Annotated in this window: 17 protein-coding genes and 1 riboswitch; of the genes, 14 read left to right on the plus strand and 3 right to left on the minus strand. The window is 39.0% G+C overall.

The window, feature by feature from the left end; genetic code table 11:
* Positions 1-497: 497 nt before the first annotated feature.
* Positions 498-652, plus strand: a riboswitch (cyclic di-AMP (ydaO/yuaA leader).
* Between the two features lie 180 nt (positions 653-832).
* From AC0C45_RS04415 to AC0C45_RS04450, 8 genes are all read left to right on the plus strand, one after another.
* Positions 833-2,068, plus strand: a complete 1,236-nt coding sequence (locus AC0C45_RS04415; RefSeq protein WP_014458546.1) for a dicarboxylate/amino acid:cation symporter — start codon at positions 833-835, stop codon at positions 2,066-2,068.
* A gap of 108 nt (positions 2,069-2,176) precedes the next feature.
* Positions 2,177-3,526, plus strand: coding sequence for an aspartate aminotransferase family protein (locus AC0C45_RS04420; protein WP_016765316.1), 1,350 nt, complete (start codon positions 2,177-2,179; stop codon positions 3,524-3,526).
* Positions 3,527-4,228, plus strand: a complete 702-nt coding sequence (locus AC0C45_RS04425) for a CoA transferase subunit A (protein WP_047930735.1) — start codon at positions 3,527-3,529, stop codon at positions 4,226-4,228.
* The gene (locus AC0C45_RS04430) at positions 4,213-4,875 is read left to right on the plus strand and encodes a 3-oxoacid CoA-transferase subunit B (RefSeq protein WP_034649363.1); all 663 of its coding nucleotides are present in this window, start codon (positions 4,213-4,215) and stop codon (positions 4,873-4,875) included. The genes AC0C45_RS04425 and AC0C45_RS04430 overlap by 16 nt, the downstream gene beginning before the upstream one ends.
* Before the next feature lie 13 nt (positions 4,876-4,888).
* The gene (locus AC0C45_RS04435; protein ID WP_013084685.1) at positions 4,889-6,154 is read left to right on the plus strand and encodes a peptidase; all 1,266 of its coding nucleotides are present in this window, start codon (positions 4,889-4,891) and stop codon (positions 6,152-6,154) included.
* Between the two features lie 25 nt (positions 6,155-6,179).
* On the plus strand, positions 6,180-7,028 hold the full coding sequence (gene ablB / locus AC0C45_RS04440; protein WP_047930734.1) for a putative beta-lysine N-acetyltransferase: 849 nt from the start codon (positions 6,180-6,182) through the stop codon (positions 7,026-7,028).
* Positions 7,029-7,095: 67 nt separating this feature from the next.
* Complete coding sequence (gene kamA / locus AC0C45_RS04445) at positions 7,096-8,508, plus strand: lysine 2,3-aminomutase (protein WP_025750203.1); 1,413 nt, start codon at positions 7,096-7,098, stop codon at positions 8,506-8,508.
* Positions 8,509-8,522: 14 nt separating this feature from the next.
* On the plus strand, positions 8,523-8,801 hold the full coding sequence (locus tag AC0C45_RS04450; protein WP_013058725.1) for a YokU family protein: 279 nt from the start codon (positions 8,523-8,525) through the stop codon (positions 8,799-8,801).
* Between the two features lie 35 nt (positions 8,802-8,836).
* Here AC0C45_RS04450 and dat read toward each other — a convergent pair whose 3' ends face one another.
* Together dat and AC0C45_RS04460 are read right to left on the minus strand one after the other, a co-directional pair.
* Positions 8,837-9,682 carry a D-amino-acid transaminase gene (gene dat, locus AC0C45_RS04455; RefSeq protein ID WP_047930733.1) on the minus strand — a complete coding sequence of 282 codons (846 nt, stop codon included), beginning with the start codon at positions 9,680-9,682 and terminating at the stop codon, positions 8,837-8,839.
* 121 nt (positions 9,683-9,803) lie between these two features.
* Positions 9,804-10,841 (minus strand): acyltransferase family protein, encoded by a 1,038-nt coding sequence (locus AC0C45_RS04460; protein WP_047930732.1) that lies wholly within the window; start codon positions 10,839-10,841, stop codon positions 9,804-9,806.
* 408 nt (positions 10,842-11,249) lie between these two features.
* Between AC0C45_RS04460 and AC0C45_RS04465 the strand changes: the two genes are divergently transcribed.
* From AC0C45_RS04465 to AC0C45_RS04475, 3 genes are all read left to right on the plus strand, one after another.
* On the plus strand, positions 11,250-11,465 hold the full coding sequence (locus AC0C45_RS04465; RefSeq protein WP_016765310.1) for a YozE family protein: 216 nt from the start codon (positions 11,250-11,252) through the stop codon (positions 11,463-11,465).
* Positions 11,466-11,667: 202 nt separating this feature from the next.
* A complete protein-coding gene (locus AC0C45_RS04470; protein ID WP_013058721.1) occupies positions 11,668-12,354 on the plus strand; it encodes a hypothetical protein in 687 nt (228 codons plus the stop codon).
* 265 nt (positions 12,355-12,619) lie between these two features.
* Positions 12,620-12,790 carry a YozD family protein gene (locus tag AC0C45_RS04475; protein ID WP_013058720.1) on the plus strand — a complete coding sequence of 57 codons (171 nt, stop codon included), beginning with the start codon at positions 12,620-12,622 and terminating at the stop codon, positions 12,788-12,790.
* Between the two features lie 58 nt (positions 12,791-12,848).
* On the opposite strand, the gene AC0C45_RS04480 is transcribed toward AC0C45_RS04475, so the two are convergent.
* Complete coding sequence (locus AC0C45_RS04480; protein WP_047930731.1) at positions 12,849-13,910, minus strand: DUF2515 family protein; 1,062 nt, start codon at positions 13,908-13,910, stop codon at positions 12,849-12,851.
* Positions 13,911-14,027: 117 nt separating this feature from the next.
* Between AC0C45_RS04480 and AC0C45_RS04485 the strand changes: the two genes are divergently transcribed.
* From AC0C45_RS04485 to AC0C45_RS04495, 3 genes are read left to right on the plus strand one after another with little or no spacing between them, the layout of a single operon-like run.
* A complete protein-coding gene (locus tag AC0C45_RS04485) occupies positions 14,028-14,282 on the plus strand; it encodes a hypothetical protein (protein WP_074893265.1) in 255 nt (84 codons plus the stop codon).
* Between the two features lie 3 nt (positions 14,283-14,285).
* On the plus strand, positions 14,286-15,122 hold the full coding sequence (locus AC0C45_RS04490) for a serine/threonine protein kinase (protein ID WP_472927923.1): 837 nt from the start codon (positions 14,286-14,288) through the stop codon (positions 15,120-15,122).
* Positions 15,109-15,879 carry a sporulation protein gene (locus AC0C45_RS04495; RefSeq protein WP_016765306.1) on the plus strand — a complete coding sequence of 257 codons (771 nt, stop codon included), beginning with the start codon at positions 15,109-15,111 and terminating at the stop codon, positions 15,877-15,879. Before AC0C45_RS04490 ends, AC0C45_RS04495 begins: the two co-directional genes overlap by 14 nt.
* Positions 15,880-16,069 lie beyond the last annotated feature (190 nt).

Raw genomic sequence — 16,069 nt, forward strand, 5'->3', positions numbered from 1 at the left:
ATAATTACCCGCTCTTTTTTAAAAAGTATGACGGAATACATCCTTCTATCGTGAGCCGAATTAAATAGAATAAGGCGAATTGACAATGGCCATTTCTTTGCATCAATAAATTCAGTGAAATCTCAGGGAGGGTATATCAAGCAATACAAGGATAAAATCAACAGTTGGAAAGAGTTATTTTTTGTTGAGTAAAATATTTATGAAAGCAGTAAAGTACGTGAGCGTTAGAATAATTATGCAAATTTATGAATGTAATTTAATGAGAAGAAAGTTCACTTTACAAACTATTTTTTGAATTAATTTTTTATCCATTAGATTTTAAGTCTTGTTAAATAACTGTTTATGGTTTATTGAAATATGATGTAAATATTTTAAAATATAACAATTCTCAACTTTTTATGATGAAATCCTGCATTATTTTTGAATAAAAACTTGACAGAAACATATAAAATGAATTTTAATTAAAGTAAGAATTATTATCATGCAAAAATATTAAAGAAAATTATTTGCTTAATCTCTGTTGTTTTATAAGAGAACGGGGGACCCATATTTGTGCGTAGTGTACTTGGGGTGAATCTTGAATAAATCAAGTAGGGTAACTCACGTACCCGAATCCGACAGCTAACTCCGTAAGCATTCAGTGAGGGAATAACAGGTCTATGAAACCATGATATTCTCATGGTTTTTTGTATAGCTAAAAATATTCCTAAACTATTAATCTGAAAATTTTTAATATATTGTATATTTTGAGTGTTATCGCTCTTAATGCATGGTAAAATAAGTATGGTAGTTAGAATCATTCTAATATAATTTATTTATGGGAGGTAAATCTATGAAGCTATCGACAAAGATTATTATCGCGCTAATTGCTGGTGCTGTTGTAGGAGTGTTGATCAATGCTTTTGCTCCAAGTGCTTTTGCTCCGCTGGACAAGTACTTGTTTACACCGCTTGGCCAAATTTTCTTAAGCTTAATTAAAATGCTTGTTGTACCAATTGTGTTTTTCTCTATCACGTTAGGTGTAGCAGGTTTAGGAGATCCTAAAAAACTAGGAAGAATCGGGGCTAAAACAGTTTCCTACTTCCTAGTTACAACAACCGTTGCGATTATTATTGGTTTAATTTTAGCATATGCAATTAAACCGGGTACGTTTGGATCTTTTGATACAAAAAACGCTTCTTTTGAAGCCGAAAAAGCACCGCCGGTTGGAGAGACATTCTTAAATATGATTCCAGTCAACCCAATTCAAGCGATGGCTGAAGGGAATATGCTTCAACTTATCGTTTTCTCTATCTTTATCGGTTTTGGTATTACGATGCTTGGAAGTAAAACAAAAGGGCTTTACAATTTACTTGAGCAAGGCAATGAATTGATGATGTATCTTGTAAATCTAGTGATGAAGTTTGCTCCTTACGGAACATTTGGGCTTCTTGCAACCGCGGTTGGAAGTCAAGGCTGGGAGGCAATTAAAGCGATGGGGCTGTACATGATTGTAGTCGTGCTCGCACTGTTTATCCATTCGATCGTAACATATGGGGGATCAGTCGCTCTTATGGCCAGACGTAATCCTATTGAATTTTTTAAAGGTTTTGCTCCTGCGATGACAGTTGGATTCAGTACATCAAGCAGTAATGCAACGCTTCCGATTTCAATGAATGTGGCTCAAAAAAATCTTCGTGTCCCGGAGTCCATCAGCAGTTTTGTCCAGCCATTAGGTGCTACCATTAACATGGATGGAACGGCAATTATGCAAGGTGTAGCGACTATTTTTATTGCACAAGTATACGGCGTTGACCTGTCGCTGGGTGCTCTTGTGACGGTTGTATTGACAGCGGTGCTTGCTAGTATTGGTACAGCAGGTGTGCCGGGAGTTGGTCTCATTATGCTAGCAATGGTATTGAGTTCGGTTGGCTTGCCTGTAGCAGGTATCGGATTGATTATTGGAATTGATCGCTTGCTTGACATGCTTCGTACATCTGTAAATATTACGGGAGACGCTGCGTGTGCCGTTATTGTGGCTGAGTCAGAAGCAAAACGTATCGATAAATCTGTAACGCAATCAGCTTAATAAGCGTAAAAGCTCTAGCTATATGCTAGGGCTTTTTTTATTGGCAAGAAACTCTTCGTTTCAGCATACAGTTTAATAAGAGTGTATGTTTGAAAGGAGAGTGCGGAAATGAATAAAACTCATGTAATAAAGCCGCTGCTCGACGACGACTACCCAGTTATTTCATATGGAAAAGGAATTTATTTGTACGACCAAGATGGAAAAAGGTACATAGATGCTTCGTCGGGGGCAGTTACAGCAAGTATCGGACACGGAGTAAAAGAAATTATTGATGCGATGACCGATCAGGCACAGAAAGTTGCGTTTGTATATCGGTCGCAGTTTACAAGTGATCCAACAGAAGCCTTAGCTAAGAAACTATGTGAATTAAGCAGCAATCATTTCCAGTGGAGCTTTTTTGTTAACAGCGGGACAGAAGCGACTGAAACGGCTATGAAAACGGCAATTCAGCATTTTCAAGAGCAAGGGAAGCCAACCAAAACAAAGGTTTTGTCACGCTGGATGAGCTATCACGGTATTACAATAGGAGCTCTGTCTATGTCAGGGCACGTTGGAAGACGAAAACGCTTCTCGTCTTTGCTTGAAGATTATCCTTCGGTTTCGCCTCCTTATTGCTATCGATGTCCGTTTCATCAAACCTATCCATCCTGTAATCTTGCTTGCGCAAACGAATTGGAAACAGTTATCAAACGAACCGGCCCTGAACATATTGCTGCTTTTATTACAGAGCCCATTGTAGGAGCAGCCGGAGCAGCGCTTACACCTCCTCCCGGTTATTATGAAGTGATAAGAGAAATTTGCGATAAATATGATGTGTTATGGATTGCGGATGAAGTCATGACTGGAGTTGGGCGTACAGGCGTAATGTTTGCATATGAGCACTGGGGAGTTAAACCAGACATCATGACGCTTGGAAAAGGAGTGGGAGCAGGATATACGCCAATAGCCGTTACGTTGGCTAGCAGCAAAACGATTGAACCTATCATGAACGGATCCAAATTAATTATGAGCGGACATACGCTAAGCGCTAATCCGCTGTCATCCGCTGTAGGGATAGCTGTTTTAACCTATATTGAAAAGCATGATCTTGTTCAAGAAGCAGCGCTGAAAGGAGACTATTTAGTAGGGGAATTGAAGAAGCTTCAACTTCTTTACCCTATTATTGGTGATATACGTGGCAAAGGCTTACTAGTTGGTCTTGAGCTTGTGCAAAATCCAAAGACGAAGGAGCCTTTTTCATCTTCGGAAAATATGACGGCGCGCGTGATAAGTAAAGCCCAAAAAAATGGTCTTCTCCTTTATCCTTCACAAGCAGGAACAGACGGAGTAGAAGGAGACGGTATTATTATTGCGCCGCCATTTACAATTACTCATCGTCAGCTTGATGAAGTGGTCGATCTGCTTTCGAAAACATTGCATGAAGTGCAAAATGAAAAACAGAGAAATGAGGTGAAATGAGTGACAAAGGTCGAAAACTCATTTCAAAAGATCACCACTGTGGAACAAGCGATTGAATACGTGGATCATGCGGCTACGCTGATGATAGGAGGATTTGGAGGAGTAGGCAGCCCGCCTTCTCTCATTGATGGTCTGATTGAAAGCGGGAAATCAAATTTTACATTGATATGTAATGATTCAGGCTTTCCTCATATTGGTGCGGGAAAATTGGTAAGCCAAGGAAGAATTCAAAAGCTCATTGCTTCTCATATTGGATCGAACCCAGTGGCTGGAACGCTGATGACAGAAGAAAAGCTGGAAGTTGAGTTTTCTCCTCAAGGAACACTTGCTGAACGGATTCGAGCGGGAGGAGTTGGACTCGGAGGAGTACTGATTGATATAGGAATAGAAAATGACATTATTCAATTTGGAAAAGAAAAAGTGGAAATAGACGGCAAGACATTTTTAGTGGAAAAGCCGCTCACAGCCGACGTTGCTTTTGTGTATGCAAAAAAAGCAGATCCATTCGGCAACTTGCTTTATGATAAAAGCGCACGAAACACTAATCCGTTAATGGCAATGGCAGGTCGTATAACTATCGCTGAAGTGGATGAAATTGTTCCTCTTGGGGACATTGACCCAGAGAACGTGATGACGTCAGGTGTATTTGTGGATTATATTGTCCCTTCAAAAGGAGTGAATTGGAAATGGGTTTGGGAATAGATATTCGTCATCGTATTGCAAAACGTGCTGCAGCTGAAATCAAAAACGGCATGATTGTTAATTTAGGGATTGGCATTCCTTCTCTTATTCCTAATTACGTACCAAGCGCTGTTCATGTGATGTTTCATGCTGAAAATGGAATTTTAGGGTTAGGATCTTCCCCTCCTTTAGGTGAAGAAGATGAGAATGTTTGCAATGCAGCAGGCTATCCAACAACTACCGTTCAAGGGGCTTCATACTGTGACAGTGCTACAGCCTTCGCGATGATTCGAAAAGGATACGTCGATATGACCATTCTTGGTGCGTTGGAAGTGAGTGAAAAAGGGGATTTAGCTAATTGGATTGTGCCAGGTAAGCGAGTTCCTGGAATAGGAGGAGCGATGGAATTAGCTCAAAAAGCGAAAAAAGTCATTGTGCTAATGAATCATACGAGCAAGACAGGAGAACCGAAGCTGGTTAAGACGTGCTCTTTACCTCTGACTGCTTCGGGCTGTGTGGGATTAGTTATTACAGATCGGGCGGTTTTTAAAGTAGAAAAAGATGCGCTTCTTCTAACAGAGTTAATGTCTCCTTATACTGTAGAGGATATTTTGAGTTCAACAGAAGCGACAGTTCGCCTGAGTGATCAATTGATTACGATACCATAAGGAGGACCATTATATGAACATACAGCAATCTATTCATAACTGGATGACAGAGCATCGTCAAAGTGCAGTGCGTTTACTCAAGCGTTTCGTAGAAGAAGCAAGCGTACAAGGTTCTGAAAAGCATGCGCAGGCAATTGTCATTGAACGCCTTCGACAGCTGCAGTTAGATATTGATATATGGGAACCGGACGAAAAAATACTTCGCAGCCATGAAGCTTTTGCCTCCAACCGTTCTACTTTTCGAGACAGTCCGAATGTGGTAGGCGTGTTAAAAGGGAAAGGCGGAGGGAAATCCATTATTTTGAATGGGCACATTGATGTAGTGCCACCCGGAGATCTTTCACAGTGGACGGAAGACCCTTATACGGCTGTTGTAAAAGATGGAAACTTATATGGACGCGGAGCAACGGATATGAAAGGAGGAAATGTGTCGTTACTTTTAGCTATTCAAGCGTTGAAAGAGCTAGATATTTCACTAAAAGGAGATGTTATTTTTCAAAGCGTAGTAGAAGAGGAAAGCGGAGGTGCAGGAACACTTTCCTGTGTACTTAGAGGGTATAAAGCAGATGGTGCCATTATTCCAGAACCAACCAACATGAAGATCTTCCCTAAGCAGCAAGGCTCCATGTGGTTTCGAGTGACCGTGCATGGAGTAGCAGCACATGGAGGGACTCGGTATGAAGGTGTGAGTGCGATTGAAAAAGCAGCTGTTGTGCTTAAACATATTGAGGGTCTTGAAAAAGAGAGAAACAGCCGAATTACGGATCCGCTCTATAATAAAATCCCCATTCCTGTGCCGATTAATATCGGAAATATACAAGGCGGAACGTGGCCTTCTTCAGTCGCTGATCAAGTAATATTAGAAGGCAGGATAGGAGTTGCTCCGCATGAAAAAATGAAAAATGTCAGAGCAGAAATGAAATCCTGGCTTGAACTTTTGCCTCAGCGTGATGAGTGGTTTGCTGAGCATCCTGTCGACTTGGAATGGTTTGGGGCCCACTGGCTTCCCGGTGAAATTGAATTGGAGCATCCGCTCATGACCTCTCTTTCGTCCTCTTTTTATCAAGTGAAACAGAATCAGCCGATCATTGAAGCATCTCCTTGGGGAACGGACGGAGGGATACTGTCACAAGTAGGGGATATTCCAACAGTTGTTTTTGGACCGGGAGTAACAGAAGTGGCCCACTTTCCGAATGAGTATATTTGTATTCAAACGATGCTTGACGCAGCAGAAATTATTGCTCTCACTGTAGCAGACTGGTGCAGTATTGCGGACTAAGCTAAAAAGGAGAGGATACAAACAAATGGGGAAACAAGAAAATATTTGTCAACCAACCTTTGCTATGACTCTTTTTTTAGATGAACGTAACAAGCGTCTGAGAATAGATGATTACCGGGGAAATGTGAACGATATTTACAGCTATATATATAAAGAAATTGATAAGAAAACGTACGAAAAGTGGATTATAAAAGCACGTGCTGAACATCTGCTGGACTGGATAAGCTTGGGATTTTCTTTAGAAGCAACTGTTCCCTACTATTTTAACGGAAGCGACGCGTATCTTTTATGCTACTATACGTCTCAATCCCGCCGAGACAGCGGGGAGACGTTAAAAGAAACAGAGCTGCTTCAAGATGTGTTGAATTTACCGACATCTGATTATTCTTCTTTATCGAATCAACTGATCATGCGCCGAGCCATTTCATCTGACGCTAAACAACTTTCTCAGCTCTACCGTCAAATCTTCACAGTGTATCCTACTCCCCTCTACGAAGAAGAGTATCTCTCTAATTTGCTTCAAGAAGATAGCTTGTTTTATATCATAGTTGACAAGAACGATATCGTTAGCGCTGCTTCTGCTGAAATTGACTATGTCTATCACAATGCTGAACTAACGGATTGTGCGACTCTCCCTGCTTACCGAAAGTATGGATTCATGAAGCATTTATTAAACGCACTAGAGGCGGAGCTAAAACAGCGGCATATTTTTTGTGCATATACAATAGCGAGAGCGCTTTCATTCGGGATGAACGCCGCCTTTCAGCAGCTTGGCTATACCTATACGGGAAGGTTAACGAATAATTGTTACATTTATAAATCGTTAGAAGATATGAACGTATGGGTGAAGGATCTGTCAAAAAGTAAAGGGTGAGAAATAATTAACCAATTTATGGGCTGTAACATATAACAATAGTAAATCTTCATAAAGGAGCGATTGTATGTTATATGATTTATATAAGCCGTCCCGACACTGGAAAGATATTGAGTTATGGAAAGATGTTCCTGAAGAAAAATGGAATGACTGGATTTGGCAATTAACAAACACAATTCGAACATTAGATGATTTAAAAAAGGTTATTAACTTAACTCCTGAGGAAGAAGAAGGAGTACGCATTTCAACCAAAACCATTCCGCTCAATATTACGCCTTACTATGCATCTTTGATGAATCCAGATGATCCTCGCTGCCCCGTCCGTATGCAGTCTGTTCCGGTTGGCAAAGAACTTCATAAAACAAAATATGATCTAGAAGATCCCCTAGATGAAGACGAAGATTCTCCAGTGCCAGGGTTGACTCATCGCTATCCTGATCGCGTTTTGTTCTTAGTCACCAATCAATGTTCCATGTACTGCAGGTACTGTACTCGAAGAAGGTTTTCAGGACAAATCGGAATGGGCGTTCCAAAAAAGCAGTTAGATGCTGCGATTGCTTATATCGCCAAAACACCTGAAGTACGAGATGTACTCATTTCAGGCGGTGATGGCTTGCTGATTAATGACAACATTTTAGAATATATTTTGAAGAATTTACGAGCTATTCCCCATGTGGAAATTATTCGGATTGGCACAAGAGCACCCGTTGTGTTTCCACAGCGAATAACAGAAAATTTATGTGCCATTTTAAGAAAATATCATCCAGTATGGTTAAATACTCACTTTAATACATCCATTGAAATTACTGAAGAGACAAAAAAAGCATGTGAAATGCTTGTCGATGCAGGCGTTCCAGTTGGCAATCAAGCGGTTATTTTAGCTGGGATTAATGACAGCGTAGCTATCATGAAAAAGCTTATGCACGATTTAGTGAAAATACGCGTTCGTCCTTACTATATTTATCAATGTGATTTGTCAGAAGGAATTGGGCATTTCCGCGCACCTGTTTCCAAAGGGCTTGAAATTATGGAAGGGCTGCGCGGTCATACTTCTGGCTATGCTGTTCCAACGTTTGTTATTGATGCGCCAGGAGGAGGAGGAAAGATTGCAGTTCAGCCAAACTATATTATTAGTCAAAGCGCAAGTAAAGTTGTTCTGCGAAACTTTGAAGGAGTGATTACCACGTATCCGGAGCCAGAAAGCTATGTGCCTGGGCGTGCAGATGATTATTTTCGAGCTGTTTATCCAGCATCGGATGCTAAAGATTCTTCCATCGGCATCTCGGGTCTTATGAATGATGCTCAATTCAACCTTGTACCAGAAGGGTTAGGGAGAGTAAAAAGACGTAAAACATATGAAAGTGACAGTGCTCACGAAAGTCTAAAAGATAAACGTGAAAAAAGAGATGAATTAAAAGATAAAAAGTTTAAAGCTCAATTGAAAAAAGACGTTAAAAGCGACGATGCTCCATCATCTTAAGGAGGTCCTGTAATATGACTGTTCAATGCGCATGGTGCGAAGAAGAAAAAGCGGTAGAAACAACCAATACCGCATACTGGGAATTGCCAGATGGAACGAGAAGTATTGAAATTACTCATATGCCATGTATCAGCTGTTCAGGTTGCGGGATGTCATATCAAGAAGAAGAGATCATAGAAGAAGTGGAAACACAGCTGCTTCTTGTCGATACAAAAAAACTTGATGAATCCATTCGGTATGATGAGCTATTAAAAGTGCCAAGATTATTAAAGCGCAACTACTTTAAATTCTAAAAAGCCGCCCCTTATTTTGTAAGGGGCGGCTTTGCTTATTGATAAGCCTTTGTTCCAGCAGTGCGCAGGCTGTAGGCGTGTTTTAAAGCCACTGTAACAGGACGGAAAGTTGGAAGTTCGACTTCGTCTATTTTCGAAACGGGCAAGAGACCAACAGACGTGCTCGTAATAAAAACTTCATCAGCGTCTTTTAAAAAGGAAGGAGTCATATTTTGTTCGCGGATTTGAATGGCTTGTTCCTGTGCACATTCCAGCACGTTAGCGCGCGTAATACCGGATAGAATTTTTCTTGTGGCAGGAGTCGTGAACAAGACGTTGTCTTTTATTGCAAATACATTGCTGCTCGATCCTTCGGTTATGTATCCGTCTTTTACTAAAATAGCTTCTTTACATCCTTTAGAAGCCGCAGCTTGTTTGGCCAGAAGGTTAGGAAGTAGGTTCAATGATTTGATATAGCAATTAGCCCATCGTTCGTCTTCCAAAAGAAGCGTGGAAATGCCTTTTTCATAGGCTTCTTCAGGTGTTTGGCGAGGGTGCCGTATTGTGAGTGCTAATTGTGCAGGTACATCGGGAAATAAATGATTTCGAGGAGAAATCCCGCGCGTAACTTGAATATAAATATCAGCGTCTTTTAACGTTGATTTTTCCATTGCTTGATGAATGATGTCCTTTAGCTCTTGTCTTGAAACCGGCAGCTCGATAAAGATTGCCTTTGCACTTCTTTCTAAGCGGTCTAAGTGACGTTCAATTGAAAAAGGAACTCCTTTGTATACGCGAATAAATTCATAAACACCGTCTCCGAACTGGTGACCGCGTTCATCAATAGGAATAACAGCCTCATTAATATCTCTAAACTCTCCAGCATAATATGCTAATTCCATCTTGAAAAACTCCCTTCCTTTAGATATTAAAACGTTAACATAAAATTCACCAAAATGAAATTATTTACTTGGTTTCTCCAAAGAAAATGAAAAAAGTCATACTCCTTTAGGAGTATGACTTTTATGAAAACGTACGTTTGAATGCTAATGAAAATTTCTGAATGGCTTTTTTAGGTGTAACAAACTGAACGATGAGCTTAGTACCTGTGATGAACCAATCGACGATACGGCTGCCAAGAAGCATCGTTACTAAAATGGACAGTGCGATTAAGACGATAATCCCCCATGATGTTGGCTCTAGACTTTTTGAGAAGTCAGTTGTAAAGAACCATTTTAAAATGAAGCCGTGCAATAAATACACGTATAGGGATCGCTGTCCAATGCTTGTTAAAGCAAATCCGCGCGTTGGAATTAAAGCCATAAAGGCAAAAGATACAAGAAAAGCAATCCCATAGTGAGAAACGCGCATTAAAAATTCGGCCACATTGTCGTACGTGTTCGTTCCATACAGCATATCTGTGTAAGCCGTGTCGTCTAAGAAAGAATAGCTTCCAATTAATGTAACTATCAATACAATGGATGCAATGATTCGATTTCGCGCTGTCAAAAGATTTGTAAAAGGTTCTTGCCGCTGCGACAAATAGTAGCCTAAAAGGAAAAACGGGAAGAAGACAAACATTCGGCTAATGCTTAGAATTTTATCAAATCCGTCAATATCAATGAAGCCCATTGCAAGTCCAAGCGAAATAGAGACAGTTAAGCTAATCCACATGGGGAATTTCGCAAAGAAAGGAAGCATTAATTTCCAAAAAATTAAGCTCAGTAGAAACCACATTGCCCATCTAGGAACCAAATATTGAAGCGTGTACGTTTCATCTGTATAAAGCACACTATAATAAAGGGTATAGATAGTTTGGAAAGCTAAGTAAGGAAGAGCCACCTTTGTAAATATTTTTTTGTAATAGCCTTTTTTATGAAAATTTTTTGAGAAATAACCTGCTAGTAAAATAAAGACAGGCATATGGAAAATAAAGATAAAGTGATAAATGGACAGCATTCCGCTGCTATCTGTTCGGTACGGAGAAATCATGTGTCCAAATACAACCAAAAAAATTAATACAAATTTAGCATTATCAAAGTAAGCATTTCGAGTATTCATAGTATTATTTTTCCTCAACATATGCTGATGTAAACCTCCCACCAACAAAATTTATTTAAATGGCGATTATTGTTAGAATAACCTTTCACTACGGAATTAAAACACGAATTCTTCTTTTTTGCAATTACATAAAGGTTTGAGAAAACTGTCGAATCAATGCTTTTGTTATAAAAACGATGTGTTTTTGTTACAAATGTCTTTTTGAAAAAAGAAAAATATTGATATAACAATATTTATTCGTTACGCTAATAGTGAAATTTGTTTTGCAACTGTAACATGAATTTAATATATTTTGTCCAGTAAACCACTTATATTGCAGTGTTCGACATCTACATATCAAAGAAGAAAGTTGTAGATTTCTTGAAAAAATGATAGAAAAGATACACATACCGCTGGAGGGGGAGTACGATGAAATCCTTTTATCACTATATAATGAAATTCCGATCAAATAAAAAACATGATCGAATGGGAGAGTTTGCGCGAAATGCTTATGATGATCACAGCTTCCCGAAATCTTCAACAGATTATGACGAACTGAGTTCTTATTTAGAGCTCAACGGACATTATTTATCAAGTATGACCGTATTTGATGAAGCATGGGAGCTTTATCAAAATAATGCGTGAGGAATAAAAAAGCAGGCTGATGGATATCCATCAGCCTGCTTTTTTATTTTCTTTAGTTCATGCAATAAGCAGGGGTAAAAATGATAGAGGGTAATAGATAATAAAGGCTTGGTTCTAAAGATGTTATACTTCCCCTTTTTTAGTTACTGCATATAATATTGTAACTTTTCAGTAGGTGTATGTTTACTAAGGAGGTGCGACGATGGCAGGGAAGAAAAAACCTAAATACGGAATTGGTGAAACAGTCGTTGTAACAATATACGGGACCGTTGGCACTATTACCGATATAAAAGTGATGGATGGGATTTTTGTATACGAAATCAACCATAGTGAAGGTCTTTTTTTAGAAGATACAATTGAGCTTCTAGAAGAATATGAAGGTCAAATATTAGTACAGGAAAGAGTAGAGCTTGAATATAAATTTTTCTTCGGCGATATCGTCCAGGTTTTTAATTATGGAAAAGAGTTATTTAAAATCATTGGTATTCGAACAGAAATATGGCGTTATAAAGAGGATTCATGGGAAGATATTGTCTATGAATTGTCACGTGTAACAGATGGAGAATGGCTTGAGGCTAGTGAAGAAGAACTCATTCTCGTAACTCCTCATGAGGAAACAGAAAATTACGCTCAGAGTGTTGATATGTTGTATTTAGGTAAAGAAATTAAAAAGACGGAGTTGCTACCAAAGATGAAAAAACAAAACGGTTCTGAAAAAGAAGAAGTGAGGTTAACTAAAGAAAAGCATGAGATTATAAACGGTCTTTTAGATGTGTACAATGATTATAAATTTTTGTATGAGCTTTTTGAAGATGAAGAATACGCTGAAGTCATGAACTTAGTGCTGAAACATTTAAAAAAGATAGCAAAATCCGAACAAGGAAAATAGCAGGTAGATGCCTAATAAATAAAAGATAGCCGAGATAGATCATTACATCTCTCTTAGCTATCTTTTATTGTGTATACGGCGATGGTAATAAAAAAAGAATGGGTATAATTACCTTTCTATTTAAACTGCTGAAATTTTAGACATACTATTGCCGAATTGTTCATAAATGTGTATAAGGTAAAACTTCAAGCAGAAGATGGAGTGAACCTATTTTTAAGAAAAATAAGGTACGCTAATCCGTTCAAACGGGATAAGGAGTGATATTGTGAAAGAAATCGAAGTGGTCATTGATACGGAAGAAATTGCGGAGTTCTTTTACAATGAACTAGTCAAGCGAGGCTATGTTCCCGCTGAAGAAGAGCTAGGCGAATTAGCGGATATAACTTTTGATTATCTCATTGATAAATGTATTATTGATGAGCAAGATGAGGAATAAAAAGATAGATACATCTGTAACGACGGGGAAACTCGTCGTTTTGTTTATGAGACAGCGGCTATGAAAAAGGGTTAGCAGCTTTAATAGCGGATTGCACTTTTATATGATGCTGAAGGGGAATTTTTTTAACGGAGGAAGCGGGAATAGACTCAAGGAGAGAAAATGTGATTTCGTCTTCAAACCACTCATCTTTTCTTAAAAAAAGGTGTACGCGGTCTCCCCAGCTCATAGTTAAAGTCGGGCTATACAGCTTTTTGGAATGAGTTCGATTCTTTGTAAATATATCCGAATTATAATCGCTTCGAGACCCTGTGTGGGGGTGTTTAAGGCTAAATGTATAGATAGAATCATGCAAGTTTGAATAAAAAAGAAGAACGTATAAAGTTTTTCCCACTTCAATCCGTTTTAAGACAGACTCGAAATGATACACTTTTGTTCCACATAAATCAATGTTATTACCTGAATAATAGGGAAAGACGATTTGAGTCATACCGAGAAAGTTTTGAGTGTGAAACTGCCAAGAGTGAAGAACATCCCGCTGAAACTCTTTTTTAAAGAGAACATTTTTTTCAATATGATACTGTTCGTTCACAATCAGAGCCATTGATAAGAGCGTTTTGTTTCTATGCTGCCAAAAGTCATCCCAAACAGCTTTCATAAAAGAAGATATGTGAAAAGCGGGGAGTAAATGAAACAGATTGCTGTTTTGCTCTTTGCTTTTTTCATAGAGTAACAGCTGAGCGTAAGCATCATGAAAAATGGCGGAATTGGAATGTTCTAAAAACAAGAAGTACGCGTGCTGTTTTTCTGGAGAAAGCAGGGATTTTATTAAGGTAGTGGAGAGATCTGTCATGTAATAGCCGCCGTTCCGCGAAACCAAGTGTGCTAAAAAAGCCCAGTGAATTTCGGGGTGTTTTTGATAATAGTCTAAATAAGCTTGGGTACGTGTAACATTGTTTTGATTAGCTTTTTTTACTTTTTTTCGAATCTCTTTAATCAATTTTACGTCTTCTCCGATAAAAGACAGCGGGAGGGTAGCAGGAGGTTTGAGCTGCATCATCTGCTGCAGGCGAAGAACATCCTCCAATCTAATGAGGGGATTTGTGTTAGTAGAAGTCATGTTAAGCCTCCTTTGAAACGTTTAACTATATAAAAAAAGGGTAAGGGACTTTTTGAAACCTTTATAACATTTCGTACGTATAAAGGGTAACAAATGTTAAGAAAAGAGGTTTTCTTTATGTTCAGAAAAATTTTTGAATCATTAACTGGATCTAAACATCGACGCTACAGCAGCAGCGATCGACACTACAGACGTGCTCGTCACTACAGCAGCAGTGATCATCATTACAGACGTCCTCGTCACCATAGCAGCAGTAGCGATTATAAGCGAAGCAAATATTATGACAGCCACAGTCATTCAAAATATGGACACCACCACTATAAGCGCAAGCGTAAAAGCGGAAGTTTCTTCTCAAGCTTTTTCTCAAGTTGATTTATGATGAAAAATCGAATGTTCAAATATTTTTATCGCTGGCTAGTTGACCGCCCTTTTAAAAAAGGAAAAGTCATTTGCGGGCGCTATGAAATCATAGATGTACTGGGAATGGGAAGCTATGGTATAACATATGTTGCTAACGACATTGTGCAACAAAAAAAGGTAGTCGTAAAACAGCTCCGTAAAACGAAGCAGCGCACGTCCCAGGGGCTGAAGTCTTATCATTATGAAGCAAAATTGCTGTCTCAATTAAACCACCCTCAAATTCCTTCACTGTATGAAGCTATCGAAACAGATGAAGGCTGTTTCTTAGTGATGGAGTTGATTCAAGGGAAAACGTTTGAAGAATTAATTTTTGAAGAGAAGTGCGTATATACGGAAGAACAAGCGCTTAACATTTTACTTAATATTCTAGACGTAGTTTCTGCTATTCATGAGCAAGGAATCGTTCACCGTGATCTTCGTATTCCAAATATTATTGATGTTAACGGAACCATCTATGTTATTGACTTTGGTCTTGCTAGATTTTTAGGAGACCATGAAGAAACAAGCACCCTTATTGAAGAACAGCAGTTTATGAGACAAACATCTGCTGCAAGCGATATCTATGCACTTGGTCATTTTCTTTTATTTTTATTATACTCTGGTTATGAGCCGACGGAACAACAAGAAAGAAGCTGGGAACAAGAGTTACATTTGTCGGCGCCTATTAAGACAATCATTCAAAAAATGCTGAGAACAGATGAATCGTATGAAAGCATTAAAAGTTTACAAAAAGATATTTATGACTATATAAATAGTAAGAACTCAGGGAGGGGAAAGTATGGCGCTATTTAATAAAGCGTTAGCCCGCATTGGAATTGGTGCAGCGCGAGTGGACGCTAAGCTTGTCAATGATGAATTTCGTGCTGGTGAAAAGATTGAAGGAATTGTTGAAGTGTACGGAGGCAATGTTGAGCAGAAAATTGACAGCATCTATCTGCGTCTATTCACAACTTATGTAAAAGAAAGAGACGATAAAAAATACAAGCAGGATATTGAGCTTAATACGTTTAAGATTAACGACCCGTTCACGATTCAACCATCTGAAACGAAGTCTATTCCTTTTACCTTTCAGCTGCCTGATGATACGCCTGTTACATTAGGGAGAACCCGGGTTTGGGTGGCGACGAGCCTTGATATTAAAGACGCCGTTGATCCGTCAGATATTGATCATGTAAAAGTGCTTCCTAACCTTATGGTAACAAGCACAATTGAAGCTATGGAACAGCTTGGCTTTCGCTTGCGCCAAGTCGAGTGCGAAGAAGCCCCTCGCCGGATGAGAAAAAGACTTCCTTTTGTTCAAGAATTTGAATTTGTTCCAAGTGGTGGAGTGTACGCTGGGAAAGTAGATGAAATTGAAATCATCGTGCAGCCGAGCGGCTTACATGACTACAATTTATTTATAGAAGTAGATCGACGTGCCAGAGGGTTTGGCGGCTTTCTATCTGAAATGCTGGATGCAGATGAGTCGCTCGTTCATGTTCATGTTTCTGAAAAAGAAATTCCTCAGTTAAAAAATATATTAACCAGTATTATTTCACGCTATAGCTAACGTGCATAGCTCTCCTTTATTTTTCGTATATTAAAGACAGTAAAAAGAAAGGAGAGAGGTATATGCCGCAATCAAAGCAAACGAAAAAAATAAATGCAAAAGAGGAATTTTCGGCTGAATTTGTCGTTCATCAAGCTCCTAAGCCAGAAGACTATATTCAGCCAAAACGTGTGAATAAGTAAAGCATGTA

This window comes from Priestia sp. VA7, assembly GCF_055710015.1.